Here is a 12,026-nt window from a genome sequence, read left to right on the forward strand (position 1 = left end):
TAGCTAGCTAGCTAGCGCTCCTCGCCGATTGCCCGGTAGTGCTGCTCGGCATCCACCGATTCGACCGCGTCGAGCTCCCGCAGCGCTGCGGCCACCTGCTCGCTGCCCTCGCCAATAATCTGGCCCAGGGCAGCGAGCACCTGCTTAACCTGCAGTCCGCGGGCTTGCAGCTCATCAACGATGGACTCGGGGGCCACCGTGGCCACCACGGTGATCACATAGATATGCACTGTGTCGCCGCACATCCTATTGGCCTTCCGTGCTGGCGGGGGCTTGGGCCAGCCCGGCACCGGCATCCTCGGCCGGCAACGGGATATCGCGGGAGGTGGACAGCAGCTTGTCCCACAGCTCCTGGGCCCGCAGCCCGGTGGATTCGGCCAGCAGCGCTGCCACGCCAGCCACATGCGGGGTGGCCATGGAGGTGCCGCTGATCGTGTTGTAGCGTTTTTCTCCCGGCCAGGCAGAATAGATGTCCACGCCGGGGCCGGCGATATCCACTGCGCCGCCCTGGGCATCCAGCGCCTGCGCCGAGAAATCGGCAATGGCCAGGGCCGAATCCACTGCAGCCACCGCCATGATGTAGGGGCTGTTGGCTGGCGCGCCGACGAATCCCGGATTCCCGGCGGAGCGCTGCGCGTTGTTGCCGGCGGCGGCCACGATCAGCGAGCCCAGCTCCAGGGCGCGCCGTCCCGCGGTGACATAGGGCGGGTGCACGGTTTTCACGTCGGCGCCCAGTGACATCGAGATGACCTCGCACTTGTTTTCCAGCGCCCAGTTGATTCCGGCCAGGATCGTGGAGTCGGAACCCGATCCGTTGCTGCCCAGCACCTTTCCGGCAAAGATATTGGCCTCGGAGGCGACCCCGTAGCCCGGTCCCTGCTGCGGGTCGCGCGGACCGCAGGCCGTGCCGATGCAGTGGGTGCCATGCCCATGGCCGTCGCTGGCGTCCTCGCCATCGACAAAGGACTTGGCATCCACGGTGCGGCCGGCGAAATCCGGGTGCGCGCTGTCGAAGCCGGTATCCAGCACAGCCACGTTGATTCCCTTGCCCGTGTAGCTGGACAGCGATGCGCCCACCGCCTGCAGGCCCCAGGTGAATTCCACGGTGTCCGCGAACGGGGACTGGCCCGGGACCTTGGCGGCATCGGGCAGGATCCGGTAAACCAGTTCCGGCACCACGGAGGCCGGCAGCCGATGCCCGGCGCAGCGCTGGCGGAAGTCCTCCAGCTGCTCGGTGCCGCTGGAGACCACCGCGATGCCCAGCATCGGGAAGTATTCGCTGGTGGAGTAGCCCTGCTCGGCCAGCAGCTGGGGCAGTTCGGTGTCGCGTTGGACTTGGGCCAGGCCAGGGGCGCCGGCAGCTGGCTGGTCGAAGACGAGCACGTAGCGGCCCGGGACTTCAGCGGCTTCGGTGCTTTGATGGCGGGACGTGTGCATGGCTGGCTCCTAAGCTGGTTTTCCGAGGTACTTGGCACCTTACCGGCAGCCAGCGGCAGTTGCGCCCCAATGGCCCGGAATTATCAGGATCCCCCTAGTAATGCCCGGTTCTTCCGCCGGCTCTTGCCAGCGCGATGCTCGCGTGCCACGATCGAGGTATACCGCCCTCGAGGAGTTGGAGACAGCATGGAATCGATCGTCATTGCCGGTGGCGGCCTGGCCGCCGCTACTGTTGCCAGCGAATTGCGAGAGCGCGGCTATGCGGGAGCGCTGACGCTGATCAGCGAGGAAGCCGAGCTTCCCTATGAGCGTCCGCCGCTGTCCAAGGGGTTCTTGCAAGGCAAGGACGATCCTGCCTCCTTCACGGTCCACGACGGCCCCTGGTATGAACGCCACGATGTCGCCCTGCGCCTGGGGGTCGCAGCGATCAGCATCGAAACTGCCAGCCAGCAGGTGCTGCTGGCCGATGGCAGCGCGGTGGACTACGACCAGCTGGTCCTGGCTACCGGGTCGCGGGCCAGCGTGGGCGGGCAGAATCCGATGCCCGGCTACGACCTGCCCGGAGTGCACGTGCTGCGCACCGTGGCCGATGCGAAGTCGCTGCGTGCAAAACTGACCGAGGGGGCGCAGGTGGCGGTCATCGGCTCGGGCTGGATTGGCATGGAAGTGGCGGCCACCGCCCGCCAACGCGGTGCGCGCGTCACCGTCTATTCCCCGTCCGAGATGCCGTTGGCCAAGGTTTTCGGCGAACGCTTCGGGCACTACCTGCTGGAACTGCACCAACGCCATGGCGTGGATGTGCGCACCGCACGAGCCCAGGGCATCGAGCAGGTGGACGGGCATCTGCAGGTGCTCTCCGACGCCGGCTCGTCGCGTGCCGACGTGGTGCTGCTGGCCATTGGCGCCCGCCCCAACTTGCAGCTGGCGCAGACCGCCGGGCTGGAAGTGGATTCGGGAGTGGTCGTGGATGCTTCGCTGCGCAGCAGCAATTCCAAGATCCTGGCCGTCGGGGATATCGCCCAGGCCTTCAATACCAGGCTGCAGCGGCAGCTGCGCGTTGAGCACTGGGACAATGCCATCCGCCAAGCCAAGCTCGCCGCGGCCACGCTGATGGGCGTGGAAGAATCCTACGACTGGCTCCCGTATTTCTTCACCGACCAATTCGATCTGGGGATGGAATACGTCGGGCATAATTCTCCCGATGACGCCTCGGTGGTCCGCGGAAGCATCGAGAGTGGAGAGTTCTTGCTGTTCTGGCAGGACGGCCAGAGGATCACGGCGGCAGCCAACGTGAATATCTGGGATGTCAATGACACCCTGCGCGGGCTGGTTGGTCGGGAAATTGCCGCTGATCGGCTGACGGACCAGGCCATGGAGCTCAAGGATTTGTGAACTGCAGTTTCTTCGACCGGAACTGCCAATAAGGGAAGCGGGTAGAGCTGATGAGCACTATGGTCATGGGCGTGGAATCGGGCATGTCCCCGGCGGTCTTGGCAGCGGCCGGTTCGCTGGCACGCGGGCTGAATGCACGATTGGTGTGCATCCACGTTGATTCCGGGCGCCTGATTACCGACAAGCTGTCCGAGGGCGACCTGCTGGCTTCGGCCAGCCCGGTCTCCGAGGAACTCGCCTGGGAAATCACCTCGGTAATTACCGGTGTCGAGCTCGAGAGCTATACCGTGGCCGGCGACCCTGCCAAGGTGCTGGCCGCGGTAGCCGAGCAGCTCGATGCGCAGATGATCGTCGTCGGCACCCGCCGTCCGGGGATCCGCAGCAAGATGGCCCAGCTGATGGACGGGTCGATCGCCGTGGCGCTGGCCCACAAGCAGCATCGTCCGGTGCTGGTGATCCCGCAGCAGCCTGCACAAGAGAACGAACTGCCCTGGGACTAGCTGGCTGGCTTCATCTCGAAGTACAAGTCCAGATGCACTTTGCAGCCGGGATTGAACAGGGCCTGGCAGTTCGGGCAGGAACTGGCATCGAGGTACTTCGCCGGGCTCAGCTGCGTGCTGCAGACCCCGCAAAGCACGGCGGGTTCATCGAACCGGTCCGCCGGCCACGGCGTTGCCTCGTGATCGGCCAGTTCGCCATGGCAGAGGTGGCAGGGGTAGAAGGTGGCGCAGCAGTCGTGCTTCAGCGCGATCACATCGAACAAGGAGTGGTAGTGGGCGCAACGGGTTTGCGCATCCATGCGCACGCCTCGCAACGCCACCTGGTGAGCGGGGTTTTCCCAAGCCGTCATCCTCGACCTTTCAAGCAGCCGCCGCTGCGTGTGCAGAAATGCACGCTGAATGTGCAGAATCCGCCTCCCACTATGCCTCGTTTCGCCTATCTTTCGCGATGTGATCTAGGCCATACTCGCTGATGAGGCCGGTCCCAAAGGGGGAACTGGCGTGGGCGGAAGGAACGCACAGTGGCAAGCGAAACGTCATCGAAGGCCGAGCGCAAGGGATTGCGCCGGGTCGTAGCAGCCTCCATGGCTGGCACCGTCGTCGAATGGTATGAATTCTTCCTCTACGCGACCGCGGCAACCCTGGTCTTCAACAAGATCTTCTTCCCGGATACCGGCAACGATCTGGATAACATCATCAAGGCCTTCCTGACCTACGCGGTCGGTTTCATTGCCCGCCCCATCGGCGGCATCGTCTTCGGCCACTTCGGCGACAAGTACGGACGCAAGCACCTGCTGCAGGTGGCGATCGTGCTGGTCGGCGCAACCACCTTCCTGATGGGCTGCCTGCCCACCTTCGACTCCATCGGCTATGCCGCACCGATCCTGCTGATCGTGCTGCGCTTCGCCCAGGGCTTCGCCGTGGGCGGGGAATGGGGAGGCGCGGTGCTGCTGGTGGCCGAGCACGCGCCGAACAAGGAACGCGGCTTCTGGTCCTCCTGGCCGCAGGCCGCAGTGCCGGTGGGCAACCTGCTGGCCACCGTGGTGCTGCTGGTGCTCTCGGCAACGCTGAGCGAAGCGGCCTTCCTGGCGTGGGGCTGGCGCATCGGCTTCTGGCTCTCGGTGGTGATCGTGGTCGTCGGCTACTACATCCGCACCCGCGTTTCCGATGCCCCGATCTTCAAGGAGGCCAAGGCTGAGCTGGAGCAGAACGCGGCTGCCGGCTACGGCGTGGGCGAAGTCTTCAAGCGCTACCCGCGCGGGGTGTTCACCGCCATGGGCCTGCGCTTCGGCGAGAACATCATGTACTACATGGTGGTGACCTTCTCCATCACCTACATGGCCACCCAGCTGGACATGGACACCTCCACGATCCTTGGCCTGATGCTCATTGCCCACGTGATCCACGCGATCCTGGTGCCGATCGTCGGCCGTTTCACCGACACCCTCGGCCGCCGCCCGGTCTACGCCACCGGCGTGGTGCTCATGGCCGTCTGGGGCGTGGCGGCCTTCCCGCTGTTCAATACCGCCAACGATGCGGTCATCCTGGCCACCATCGTGCTGGGCTTGGGTGTGCACGCGCTGATGTACGCCGGGCAGCCGGCCATCATGGCCGAGATGTTCCCGACCCGCATGCGCTACTCGGGCGTCTCGCTGGGCTACCAGGTCACCTCGATCGTGGCCGGGTCCATGGCCCCGATCATCGCCACCTTCCTGCTCAAGGTCTACGGATCCTGGGTTCCGGTGGCCGGGTACATCGTGTTCGCCGCCCTGGTCACCCTGGTGGCGGTGTTCTTCATGAAGGAAACCAAGGGGCTGGACCTCGGTGAGATCGACGAGGCGGACCGGCTGGCAGTGAACGGCGAAAAGGCCGCCCGCGACGAACTGAAGATTCAGAAGTAAGCCGCAAGATCCAGCACGACGCCGAAGACCAGCTCCACGGAAGGGGCTGGTCTTGGGCGTGTTCAGCGACCTGCGGGCGGGCCATCGGCTTGCGCCGTCGTTGCCGATCTGCGAGTCTGGCAGCCAAGAAGGATGGGGTTTCGGTGGACATCACTGCCCCCAGCATGATGCGATTGCGAGGTGCACGGGCAGATGGGAATTGAGTACCTGTTGGCGTTCCTGTTCGGTGTTGGCTTCATTGCCGCTTGCGCTTCATACGGGCGGCGCCGGAGCAGCCGGAAGAATGATGAAAAGTAGCCACAGTTGCCGCCGGGGCTCTGGATGAAGCGGTGCAGGCTGCATATCTTCGGTGCCAGCGGCAGTGGCACCACGACCCTCGCGCGCGCCGTGGCCGATGCCTGGTCCGTGCCGCATGCCGATAGCGACGACTACTTCTGGGTTCCGACCGATCCGCCATACCGCGAGCAGCGTGCGCCGGCTGCCCGAACCATGCTCATGAACCAGGTCTTCGTTCCGCGCAAAGCCTGGGTACTGTCCGGATCAGTGCAGGGATGGGGAGAAGAAGTCCTGTCGCAGTGCGATGCCTTCGTTTTCCTGGCGCTGGATCCCCAAGTGCGCCTGCGCCGTCTTGCAGAACGCGAGAAGCAGCGCCTGAGCGGGCAACCCCTGGAACTCGGAGCCCTGGAACAATTCATGGCGTGGGCAGCTGGCTACGATGACCCGGACTTCAGCGGACGCAGCCGCGCCCGCCATGAGGCCTGGCTGGATGACGAAGCCCGTCCGGTGCTCCGGCTGGACAGCGCCCGATCAGTGGCGCAGCTGCTGCAGGCCATCGTGGACTGGGAACCGGACGGGCCACGGTGAAGGGCGCCTAGCCGGAGGACAAGTTGTACGCCGGGAATGGCGGGATGAACCAGTCTCCGGCGGTGGTTGCATCGTTGAGCGCGCGCACCGTCTCCTGGACCGCGCGGCTGCGCAAGGCTTCTTCGCGTCCCACCAGCCAGTACTCGGACTGGTAGGTGAACTGGTCATGGAGCACGGGAACCATATTCGGGTAGTGCTCCGAGAGGAAGGTGGGGAGCAAGCCGATGCCTGCATGGTTCATGGTGGCCGCATATTGCACCGCGATGCTGGTGGAGGAAATCGCGCGGTGCATCGGCGGCAAGGCGGCGGTGGCCTCGTCGAGCTTGTCCACCGTCAGCGCGGTGTCGATGTAGTAGTTCAGGCTATGCCCGGCCAGATCGGCAACCTGTGCCGGGGTGCCGTGGGCTTCCAGGTACTCGGCCGTGGCGTAGAGCCGCAGCTCGTAATCCAGGAGTTTCGTGGAGGCCGCCTTGCGGACGCTGGGTTCGCCAATGACAATCTCCAAATCCATGCCGGTCCGCGTCTGCCGTGCACGGGTGGTTTCCGAAACGATCTCGAAGACCAGTTGCGGATGCTTTAGCTGGAGCTTTGCCAGGGCCGGAGCCGCCAGGTGGGCGCTGAAGGCGTCGGGAGCGGCGACGCGCACATGGCCGGCCAATGCACCGGTCTCCTTCTGGGAGCCGATGGCTTCCACGGCCTGCTCGATGGCTTCCGCGCTGGACATGGCCCGGCGCCCCAGGTCCGTCAGTTCCCAGCCGTTGGGAGAGCGCGTGAGCAGGTGGCCGCCCATGGCTTTTTGCAGTGCGTCGATGCGACGGGAAATCGTCGAGTGGTTCACCCCGAGAACATTCGCGGCGGCGGTGTAGCGGCCCAGGCGCGCAACGGTCAGCAGGGCAATGAGGGATTCGAGATGGCGGTAATCGATCTGACGGTCCATGGTCCACAGTCTGCCATGCCTCGTGTGCGCTAGCGCACACTAGGCCTGCGCAATTGGCGTGCCCAAGTGCATTGAGTCTGGCACGCCGCGCACCCTACGCTGGCCTGACAAGGACAATACTCAAGGACGAGGGGTGTGCAGATGAGCACGTACGCATGGATTGGCCTGGGCAACATGGGCGGACCGATGACCGCGAATCTGGTGGCCGCAGGGCACACCGTGCGCGGCTACGACCTGGACGAGCAGGCCTGCGCCGCCGCGGCCGACGGCGGAGTCCAGATAGCCGGATCGATCGCCGAAGCCATGGACCAGGCCGACGCCGTGTTCACCATGCTGCCCAAGGGAGCGCACGTGCGCGCGGTCTATGAGGGTGACGCCGGCATTTGGGCCAACGCCAGCAAGGACATGCTGCTGCTGGATTCCTCCACGGTGGACATCGAGACTTCCCGCTACATCCACGCGGGCTCCGCGCAGCGCGGCCTGCACTTCGTCGATGCCCCAGTCTCCGGCGGCATCTCCGGAGCCGCGGCCGGAACCCTGGCCTTCATGCTCGGCGGGGCACCAGAACTGATGGAGCAGGCCACCGGATTCATCGCCCCGATGAGCGGGAAGACCATCGTCGCCGGGGGCCCCTCCATGGGCATTGCCGCCAAGATCTGCAACAACATGATGCTGTTCATCGACCTGATGGCCAGCGCCGAAGGCTCCCAGTTAGCCGAAGCCCTGGGCCTGGACCCGGAAGTCTTCTGGCAGATCGCCTCGGTCTCCTCGGGACGCTCCTGGGCGCAGCAGACCTGGTACCCGGTGCCGGGCATCATCGATACCGCCGCGGCGAACAACAACTTCGAGGCCACCTTCCGCACCGACTTGGCCCGCAAGGACATCGGGTTGGCCCTGGACGCGGGCGCAAGCACCGGGGTTCAGCTGCCGGCAGCCAGCTTGGCCCGCGAGCACTTCGACGAACTGATCGAGCAGGGACTGGGTGACAAGGACTGCTCGCTGATCGTGAAGAACCTGCTGCCAGAAGGTGGCGTGCGCGGGTGGAACCCGGAGTCGGCCGAAGCCAACCAGCCAACCGCGGGCTGAGCATGCGCCAGATCCATGCCGCGGTACTTGAGCGCCGGGAGAACCAGCGGCCCTATGCCGAGCACCGGCCGCTGGCGATGCGCCAGCTGCAACTGGAAGAACCCGGGCCCGGCGAAGTGCTGGTGCGCATCACCGCGGCCGGACTGTGCCATTCGGACTTGTCGGTGATCGACGGGAACCGGCCTCGTCCGCTGCCGATGGTGCTGGGCCACGAGTCAGCAGGCATCGTCGAGCAGGTGGGTGATGGGGTGGATCTGGACATCGGCCAGCAGGTGATCTCGGTCTTCCTGCCCCGCTGCGAGCAATGCGAAGCGTGCGCCAAGGGCGGCAAGCTGCCGTGCAGCGCCGGCACCGCGTCCAACGGAGCAGGGACCCTGCTGACCGGCGCTCGCCGGTTGGCCCTCGATGACCAGCCGGTCCATCACCACCTCGGCGTCTCGGCCTTTGCCGACTATGCGGTGATGGATGCGCGCAGCCTCATCCCGGTGGGCGCGGACGTTCCTGCTGAAGTGGCCGCGGTGCTAGGCTGCGCGGTGCTCACCGGCGGCGGTGCACTGCGCAACGCCGCCGGGGCAACCGGCGCCCAGGATGTTGCCATCGTCGGCCTGGGCGGGGTAGGCATGGCCGCCTTGCTGGTGGCCGCGGGGCAAAGGAGCGCCGGCAGGATCCTGGCCGTTGACGCCAATGAGGACAAGCTGGCCACCGCGCTGGCATTGGGCGCCGATGAAGCCTGCACGCCGCAGGCCCTGGGGCAGCGCACCGCCGAAATCGTGATCGAGGCCGCGGGGCATCCGCGTGCCTTCGAAACCGCCTTGCAGGCCACCGGCGTGGGCGGAACCCTGGTGACCGTGGGGCTTCCGGCTCCGGGCGCGATGAGCAGCATCGATCCCCTGGGCCTGACCGCAGGAGCACGCACGATCATCGGCAGCTACATGGGTTCTGCCCTGCCGAAGAAGGATATTCCCTACTACGAGCAGCTCTGGCGCTCCGGCAAGCTCCCTGTGGAGAAACTCGTGGAAACCAGGCCGCTGGCCGAGGTCAACGACGCCCTGGATGCACTAGCCGAGGGACGGTCGGTGCGCCAAGTTCTTCTGCCCTGAAATCAGGGCAGAAGGCCAGTAGGATTGGTAGGTGACTGATTCCACTGCGGGGCCCCGTGCCCTGGCAACGCTGACTGACATCCGGGTATTCGATTACCTTTGCCAAGCCCCGGCGACCCGTACCCAGATCGCTGCGGATCTGGGGATCTCCAAGCCCACCGCATCGCAGGCGATCTCGCGCCTGCAGGAGAACGGCCTGGCCTCGGCCATCGAGCGGGACAACGAGCCCAAGCGCGGCCGCGTTCCCGAGCACTATGCGCTGGACAGCGGCTTCGGCCACCTGCTGGCACTGTGCCTGCAGGCAGAATTCCTGCAGGTCCGCGCCACCGACCTGGCCGGAAAGACGCTGGTGGACCGCTTCTACCCGCTGACGGCGCAAACCACCGCCGCGCAGGTAGAGCAAATGGGAGCCCGCGAGATCTCCCGCGTGGCCGCTGAGCTCGGCTCCCCATTGCTGGCCGGGGCCGTGAGCCAGTCAGCCCCGGTGCAGCGCGATGGCGGGCTGCGAGTCCTGGCCACCCCGATTTTCCCTTCCTCCGGGGCCAACCTTGCCGGCCAGTTCGCCGGCGGGGTTCCGGTGCTGCTGGATAACGACGTGAATTGGATGGCCCTGGCCGAAGCCGGGGAGCTGGCCGGTTCGTTGATGATGATCTACATCGGTTCCGGCCTGGGTGCAGGCCTGGTCATCGACGGTGCGCTGCACCGCGGCAAGCACGGCACCGCCGGCGAGCTGGAGACCCAGCTGGTGGGCACCGCGAACCTGCGCGATGCGCTCGGCGAGGCCGGGATGTTCCAGACCCGCGTGCTCTGGGAAAAACTGGCCGATGAACGGAACTGGCCAGCCTTCCTGTCCCCGTTCGGCCGTGTCCTGGCCAACCTGATCGGCTTCGTCGATCCGCAGCGAGTGGTGGCCATCGGCCCGGGGCTCACGCCTCAATTGTGCGCGGCTCTGGAAAGCGAACTGAACAGCTTGCTGCCCAAACCGGTTCATGTTCAGCTTTCCACCTTGGGAACCGAGGCCGCGGCACGCGGCGCTTTGGCCGGCGCCCGGGAGCTGGCCTTGGCCAACTTATGGGAAAACTACCGGGTACGTTGACCAAAGTGATCCAAGCTATATATTGTAAAGAGTCCTTAAAATTTTATTTGCTTCACCGGGGAGACCACTGATGGCACCATCTGACGCATCGGCATCCACGTCGCAGTTCGCTGCCATCGGGCTTGATCTGGGCGGCTCGTCGATCAAGTACGGATTGGCTGGAACCGATGGCAAGCTTGTTGAGAGCACCTTCAGCAAGGCAGCTACGCCTGAGGGCGCGCATCCGGATGCTGTCGCCCAGGTGATGGCGGGCATCGTTGCCGACCTGCAGGAGCTCACCGGCGACGAGCTGGCAGGAATCCCCGCTGGCGTCACCGTGCCTGGCATCGTCATCGACGGCGTCGTGCACTCGGCGGCCAATATCGACAAGGCCTGGATCGGCTTGGACGTCACCGCCACCTTCAGCGCGATCCTGGGCCGCGACGTCTTTGTGCTCAACGACGCGGATGCCGCCGGCGTGGCCGAGGTCTACGCGGGTGCCGGAGCCGAACATGGCAAGCCGGTCAAGGGCAGCACCTTGCTGCTGACCCTGGGCACGGGCATCGGCTCGGCCTTCTTCCGCGACGGCGTGCTCTTCCCGAATGTCGAATTCGGCCACCTCGAAATCGACGGATTCAATGCCGAGAGCAAGGCCGCCGCGCGAGTCATGCACGAGGAAAACCTCAGCTGGGAGCAGTACATCGCCCGCCTGCAACGCTACCTGTCCCACGTGGAATTCCTGTGCAGCCCGGATTTGATCATCATCGGCGGAGCGATCTCCGAAGACCACGAAAAGTTCCTGCCGCAGCTGGAACTGCGAGCCAAGATCGTGCCTGCCCAATTCAACAACGCCGCCGGGGTCTTGGGCGCTGCGCACCGCGCGCTGAAACCCGGCAACTAGGAACCTATGCATACGATTGACCCGAAGGCCCAGATCAAGCTCGTCGCCGTTGACATGGACGGCACTTTCCTGGACGGCGAAGGCAAGATCCCCGAGGCATCGTGGGCTGTGATCGACAAGCTCCAGGCCCGCGGCATCAAGTTCGTTCCAGCTTCCGGGCGCCAGTTCGCGACCCTGCGCGAGCAGTTCGCCCCGTTGGGGGAGATCGCGATCATTGCCGAGAACGGGACCGTCGTGATGCACGGCGAGAATGAGATCTACTCCAACATCATCGATCCGCCATCGGTAGCCGCCGTGATCCAGGCTGTGCGCGGGCAAGCCGCGCTGGACGCCGGATTGGTGCTGTGCGGACGCCGCACCGCCTATGTGGAGCGCGCCGATGAGCAGTTCGCCAGCGCCGTGGCCCCGTACTACCGCGCCGTGCAGGTGGTTGAAGACCTGGCCCAGGTCGAGGACGAGATCATCAAGATGGCCGTCAACGTCGGCACCGGCGCCGTGCAGGAAATGGCGGCAGCGCTGCAGGTGCCGCTGCAGGTGGTGATCTCCGGCAGCCACTGGGTGGATGCCATGAACCACGGCGTGCACAAGGGACTGGCGCTGGCAGCATTGCAGGACAAGCTGGGAATCAGCGCGGATGAAACGGCAGTTTTCGGCGACTACCCCAATGACCTGGAAATGATCAAGGCCGCCACCTACTCCTTCGCCATGGCCAATGCGCATCCGGTGGTGGCAGAAGCCGCGAACTTCACCGCGCCTTCCAACCTCGAGCACGGTGTGCTGCAGGTGCTCGGCGCCTACCTCGATGGGCGTACCCGGCTCTGAAGCCATGGTCA

13 protein-coding genes are annotated in these 12,026 nt (G+C 65.4%); 9 read left to right on the top strand and 4 right to left on the bottom strand.

The window, feature by feature from the left end; genetic code table 11:
• Positions 1-11: 11 nt before the first annotated feature.
• On the bottom strand, positions 12-245 hold the full coding sequence (locus tag ACIOTN_RS08985) for a hypothetical protein (RefSeq protein ID WP_332488047.1): 234 nt from the start codon (positions 243-245) through the stop codon (positions 12-14).
• A gap of 1 nt (position 246) precedes the next feature.
• On the bottom strand, positions 247-1,437 hold the full coding sequence (locus ACIOTN_RS08990) for a S8 family serine peptidase (protein ID WP_402735179.1): 1,191 nt from the start codon (positions 1,435-1,437) through the stop codon (positions 247-249).
• Between the two features lie 186 nt (positions 1,438-1,623).
• Between ACIOTN_RS08990 and ACIOTN_RS08995 the strand changes: the two genes are divergently transcribed.
• Both ACIOTN_RS08995 and ACIOTN_RS09000 read left to right on the top strand, forming a co-directional pair.
• The gene (locus ACIOTN_RS08995; RefSeq protein WP_402735180.1) at positions 1,624-2,829 is read left to right on the top strand and encodes an NAD(P)/FAD-dependent oxidoreductase; all 1,206 of its coding nucleotides are present in this window, start codon (positions 1,624-1,626) and stop codon (positions 2,827-2,829) included.
• Between the two features lie 50 nt (positions 2,830-2,879).
• Positions 2,880-3,329 (top strand): universal stress protein, encoded by a 450-nt coding sequence (locus ACIOTN_RS09000; protein ID WP_402735181.1) that lies wholly within the window; start codon positions 2,880-2,882, stop codon positions 3,327-3,329.
• Here ACIOTN_RS09000 and ACIOTN_RS09005 read toward each other — a convergent pair.
• Positions 3,326-3,679: a CHY zinc finger protein gene (locus tag ACIOTN_RS09005; RefSeq protein WP_402735182.1), complete on the bottom strand. Its 354-nt coding sequence runs from the start codon at positions 3,677-3,679 to the stop codon at positions 3,326-3,328. The genes ACIOTN_RS09000 and ACIOTN_RS09005 overlap by 4 nt on opposite strands.
• Positions 3,680-3,850: 171 nt before the next feature.
• Between ACIOTN_RS09005 and ACIOTN_RS09010 the strand changes: the two genes are divergently transcribed.
• Entirely contained in the window at positions 3,851-5,230 is a 1,380-nt protein-coding gene (locus ACIOTN_RS09010; protein WP_105662689.1) for an MFS transporter, read from the top strand.
• 321 nt (positions 5,231-5,551) lie between these two features.
• A complete protein-coding gene (locus ACIOTN_RS09015; protein WP_402735183.1) occupies positions 5,552-6,094 on the top strand; it encodes a hypothetical protein in 543 nt (180 codons plus the stop codon).
• Positions 6,095-6,101: 7 nt separating this feature from the next.
• On the opposite strand, the gene ACIOTN_RS09020 is transcribed toward ACIOTN_RS09015, so the two are convergent.
• Positions 6,102-7,031, bottom strand: a complete 930-nt coding sequence (locus tag ACIOTN_RS09020) for a LysR family transcriptional regulator (protein WP_105662687.1) — start codon at positions 7,029-7,031, stop codon at positions 6,102-6,104.
• A 141-nt stretch (positions 7,032-7,172) separates the two neighbouring features.
• Here ACIOTN_RS09020 and mmsB point away from each other — a divergent pair, with 141 nt between their 5' ends.
• The 5 genes from mmsB to ACIOTN_RS09045 all read left to right on the top strand — a co-directional run bounded on the left by mmsB (position 7,173) and on the right by ACIOTN_RS09045 (position 12,015).
• A complete protein-coding gene (gene mmsB, locus ACIOTN_RS09025; RefSeq protein ID WP_332488034.1) occupies positions 7,173-8,117 on the top strand; it encodes a 3-hydroxyisobutyrate dehydrogenase in 945 nt (314 codons plus the stop codon).
• Between the two features lie 2 nt (positions 8,118-8,119).
• Positions 8,120-9,217, top strand: a complete 1,098-nt coding sequence (locus ACIOTN_RS09030) for an alcohol dehydrogenase catalytic domain-containing protein (RefSeq protein ID WP_105662685.1) — start codon at positions 8,120-8,122, stop codon at positions 9,215-9,217.
• Between the two features lie 31 nt (positions 9,218-9,248).
• Entirely contained in the window at positions 9,249-10,313 is a 1,065-nt protein-coding gene (locus tag ACIOTN_RS09035; RefSeq protein ID WP_105658888.1) for an ROK family transcriptional regulator, read from the top strand.
• A 70-nt stretch (positions 10,314-10,383) separates the two neighbouring features.
• A complete protein-coding gene (ppgK, locus tag ACIOTN_RS09040) occupies positions 10,384-11,193 on the top strand; it encodes a polyphosphate--glucose phosphotransferase (protein ID WP_402735184.1) in 810 nt (269 codons plus the stop codon).
• Positions 11,194-11,199: 6 nt separating this feature from the next.
• Complete coding sequence (locus ACIOTN_RS09045) at positions 11,200-12,015, top strand: Cof-type HAD-IIB family hydrolase (RefSeq protein ID WP_402735185.1); 816 nt, start codon at positions 11,200-11,202, stop codon at positions 12,013-12,015.
• Positions 12,016-12,026: the final 11 nt, after the last annotated feature.

Source organism: Glutamicibacter sp. NPDC087661 (assembly GCF_044743275.1).
In the GTDB taxonomy this organism is placed as follows: Bacteria; Actinomycetota; Actinomycetes; order Actinomycetales; family Micrococcaceae; genus Glutamicibacter.